We start from the raw sequence: 3,687 nt of genomic DNA on the forward strand, positions 1-3,687 counted from the left end.
CCACCGCGACGCGGCGCCGCTGCCGCGCCGGCCGCTGCACCAGCACCGTCTCGCGCGCCGCGTGCGGGTTGACGAGGCAGGTCGCGAGCTGCGCCTTGAACGCATGGTCGAGGCAGGCCTGGTTGCAGGCGATGCAGGTGTTGATGGCCTGCGGCCGCCCGGCCGCGGCCTTGTTGACGAAGGCCGGGTCGGCCAGCAGCGGGCGCGCCAGGCTCACCAGGTCGGCACAGCCGTCGGCCAGCAGCTGCTCGGCGACCTCGGGCGTGTTGATGCGGTTGCTGGTGACCAGCGGGATCGTCAGGCCGGCGGCGCGCAGCTCGCGGCGCATCGTCTGCGTGACCGATGCGAACGCGCCGCGCGGCACGCTGGTGGCGATGGTCGGCACGCGCGCCTCGTGCCAGCCGATGCCGGTGTTCAGGATCGTCGCGCCGGCCTGCGCGACCGCCTTCGCGAGCGCGACCACCTCGGGCCAGCTGCTGCCGTCGGGGATCAGGTCGATCATCGACAGCCGGTAGATCAGGATGAAATCGGGCCCGACCGCCTCGCGCACGCGGCGCACGATCTCCACCGGCAGCCGCATGCGGTTCTCGTACGAGCCGCCCCAATCGTCGCGCCGCTGGTTGGTGTGCGTCACCAGGAACTGGTTGATCAGGTAGCCCTCGCTGCCCATGATCTCGACACCGTCGTAGCCGGCCTCGCGCGCCAGCAGCGCGCAGCGCACGAAGGCGCGGATCTGCCGCTCGATGCCGCGCACCGACAGCTCGCGCGGCGTGAACGGCGAGATCGGCGAGGGGATGCGCGACGGCGCGACGCAGAACGGGTGGTAGCCGTAGCGCCCGGTGTGCAGGATCTGCAGCGCGATGCGCCCGCCCTCGGCATGCACGGCGCCGGTCACCTCGCGGTGGCGGCGCGCCGCCCCGCTGCTGGCCAGCATGCCGGCGAACGGCTTGGTCCAGCCGGCGATGTTCGGCGCGAAGCCGCCGGTCACCATCAGCCCGACGCCGCCGCGCGCGCGCTCGGCGAAGAACGCGGCCATCGCCGGGAAGTGCTTGCGGCCGTCCTCCAGGCCGGTGTGCATGCTGCCCATCAGCACGCGGTTGCGCAGCGTGACGAAGCCGAGGTCGAGCGGGTCGAGCAGGTGGGGATACGGTGCAGGATAGGGGGTCATCGGGAGGGCACGAAGCGGTCGGCCCATGCTATCTTTCCGCGCTCTGGGCCGGGTCAGGGCTTGGCCGCATAGACGCGCCGGGTTGCATCGGGTCAGAGGGGAGGCACGATGTCTCGTTCGCCCGCCGGCAATGCAATGCGCAGTGCATGGGGTGCCTTTGCGGCGCTCGCCTGGGCCACCGCCTGCGCCGCTGCGCTGGCCGCCGACGTGGCGCCTGCTGCCGCTGCCACCTCCGCGCCGGCGCCGGCCACCGATTGGCACTACCGCGTCGTCCCCGGCGACACCCTCTACAGCATCGCCAACAGCTACCTCGCCCCCGGCAGCGGCTGGCAGCGGCTGCAGCGCCTGAACCGCGTCGCCGACCCGAAGCGGCTCGAACCGGGCCGCCAGCTGCGCCTGCCCGTGGCCTGGCTGCGTGCCGAGGCGACGGTCGCGAGCGTCGCCTTCCTCGCGGGCGGCGCCCAGCGCGAGCGCGCCGGCGAGCGCATCGCGCTGGTGGTCGGCGACACGCTGCAGCCGGGCGACCTGCTGCGCACCGAGGCCGACGCGAACCTGACGCTGCGCCTGGTCGACTCGACCCGCGTGCTGGTCTCCGGCGGCTCGCTGCTGCGCATGGACTCGCTGCTGGTGTTCGGCCACAGCGGCGTCACGCGCTCGCAGCTCTCGCTCGAGCAGGGCGAGGCGGAATCGCGCGTCAACCCACGGCGCACGCCCGGATCGGCCTACGACATCCGCACGCCGGTGCTGACGCTGGGGGTGCGCGGCACCGAGTTCCGCGTGCGCACCGCCGCCGGCAGCACGGCGGCCGAAGTCACCGAAGGGCGCGTCGCGGCGAGCGTCGGCCGCAAGCCGGTGGCGACCATCGGCGACGGCTTCGGCATGGTGGCCGGTGGCGTCGGCGTCTCGGCGGTGCGGCCGCTGCCGCCGGCCCCGGGCCTGTCGACGCTGCCGACGCGCTACGAGCGCGTGCCGCTGCGCTTCTCGTGGCCCGCGCTGCCCGGTGCGGCCGGCTACCGCGCCCAGGTGTTCGCCGACGAAGCGCTGAACCAGCGCCTGCTCGACGGCGAGTTCACCGAACCCGCCGCGCAATGGGCCGACCTGCCCGACGGGCGCTTCCTGCTGCTGGTGCGTGCCCGCGACCCGCAGGGCCTGGAGGGCCGCGATTCGCGGCTCGCGTTCACGCTGAAGGCACGCCCGGAGCCGCCGTTCACGACCCAGCCGCGCGACGAGGGGCAGGCCTACGGCGAGCGGGTCGAGTTCAGCTGGACGAAAGCCGCCGCCGCGCAGCGCTACCACCTGCAGGTGGCCGACGATGCGCGCTTCGAGACCGTCCGCATCGACCGCAACGACGTGGGCGGCGAACGCCTCGGCCTCGCGCTGCCGCCCGGCCGCTACCACTGGCGCATCGCGAGCATCGCGGCCGGCGACGACCACGGCCCGTTCAGCGATGCCAGCAGCTTCGAGCTGCGCGAGACGCCGCCGCCGGTGGCGCTCGCGCCGCCGCGCGACGAGGGCGAGCGCCTGGTGTTCCGCTGGCGCGCCCGCAGCAGCGACGACACCTACGACGTGCAGGTCGCGACCGACCCCGCGTTCACGCAGCTGGTGCTGGAGCGGCGCGAGAACCTGCCCGAGCTGGTGCTGCCGCGCCCCGCGCCCGGTCGCTATTACCTGCGCGTGCGCACGCAGCAGGCCGACGGCTTCACCGGCGCGTGGGGCGCGACCCAGCAGTTCGACGTGCCGCGCAGCCTGTGGTGGTGGCTGCTGCCAGGCGCCGCGGTGCTGCTGTTGCTGTGAGGGCCGCATCGTGAGGGCCACGCTGTGAGAGGGCCTGCGCCGACCGGCCGCCGCGCGGTGATCCTCGCGCTGGCGGCGAGCGTGCTGCTGGCCGCGTTGATCGCCGTCTGCRGCGTGCTCGCGGCCGCGCAGACCGCCTGGCACGACCTGCAGGCGCGCGCGCTGGCAGCGCGCGACGGCGCGCCCGGCGTGCTGGTGGTCGACATCGACGAGGCCTCGGTCGCGGCGCTGCGCCCGCAGTTCGGCGGCTGGCCGCCGGACCGCACGCTGCTGGCACTGGTCACCGACTACCTGCTGGACATCGGCGCGCGCAGCGTCGCGATCGACCTGGTGCTGGCCGATCCGCGCGACGGCGATGCCGCGCTCGCCGCCACGCTGGCGCGCCACCCGGGCCGCATCGTGCTGGCGGTCAGCGTGGTGCCGCTGCCGCCCGGCGACAGCGAATCGCTGCCGCCGCAGCCCGGCCCGGGCGGTTGCGGCGCACAGGCCTGGCCGGGGCTGCAGCTGCCGTCCGCCACGCTGCTGGCCGCTTCACCGGTGCTCGGCATGGTGTCGACGCCGACCGACGACGACGGCCAGTGGCGCGCGCTGTCGCTGTGGCACGCCTCCACGGCGCTGGGCGTGCCGACCCTCGCGCTGGCCTCGCTGCTGGCGGGCGACGGCATCGCGCCCCCCGCCCTGGCCTGCGCCGACGGCCAGGCGCGTGCGGGCACGCACCACTGGCC

Annotated in this window: 3 protein-coding genes; 2 read left to right on the plus strand and 1 reads right to left on the minus strand. The window is 74.9% G+C overall.

Annotated elements, in window-relative coordinates:
• The coding region (locus AC1DXV_RS32590) for a 2,4-dienoyl-CoA reductase FMN-binding domain-containing protein (protein WP_477937624.1) at positions 1–1,168 on the minus strand (1,168 nt) is incomplete at its 3' end.
• A 108-nt stretch (positions 1,169–1,276) separates the two neighbouring features.
• Between AC1DXV_RS32590 and AC1DXV_RS32595 the strand changes: the two genes are divergently transcribed.
• Complete coding sequence (locus AC1DXV_RS32595; protein WP_477937626.1) at positions 1,277–2,962, plus strand: FecR family protein; 1,686 nt, start codon at positions 1,277–1,279, stop codon at positions 2,960–2,962.
• Positions 2,963–2,986: 24 nt separating this feature from the next.
• Positions 2,987–3,687, plus strand: a 701-nt coding sequence (locus AC1DXV_RS32600) for a CHASE2 domain-containing protein (protein WP_477937628.1), incomplete at its 3' end; no start/stop codon positions are given.

It is taken from the genome of Rhizobacter sp. P3_C12 (genome assembly GCF_056402735.1).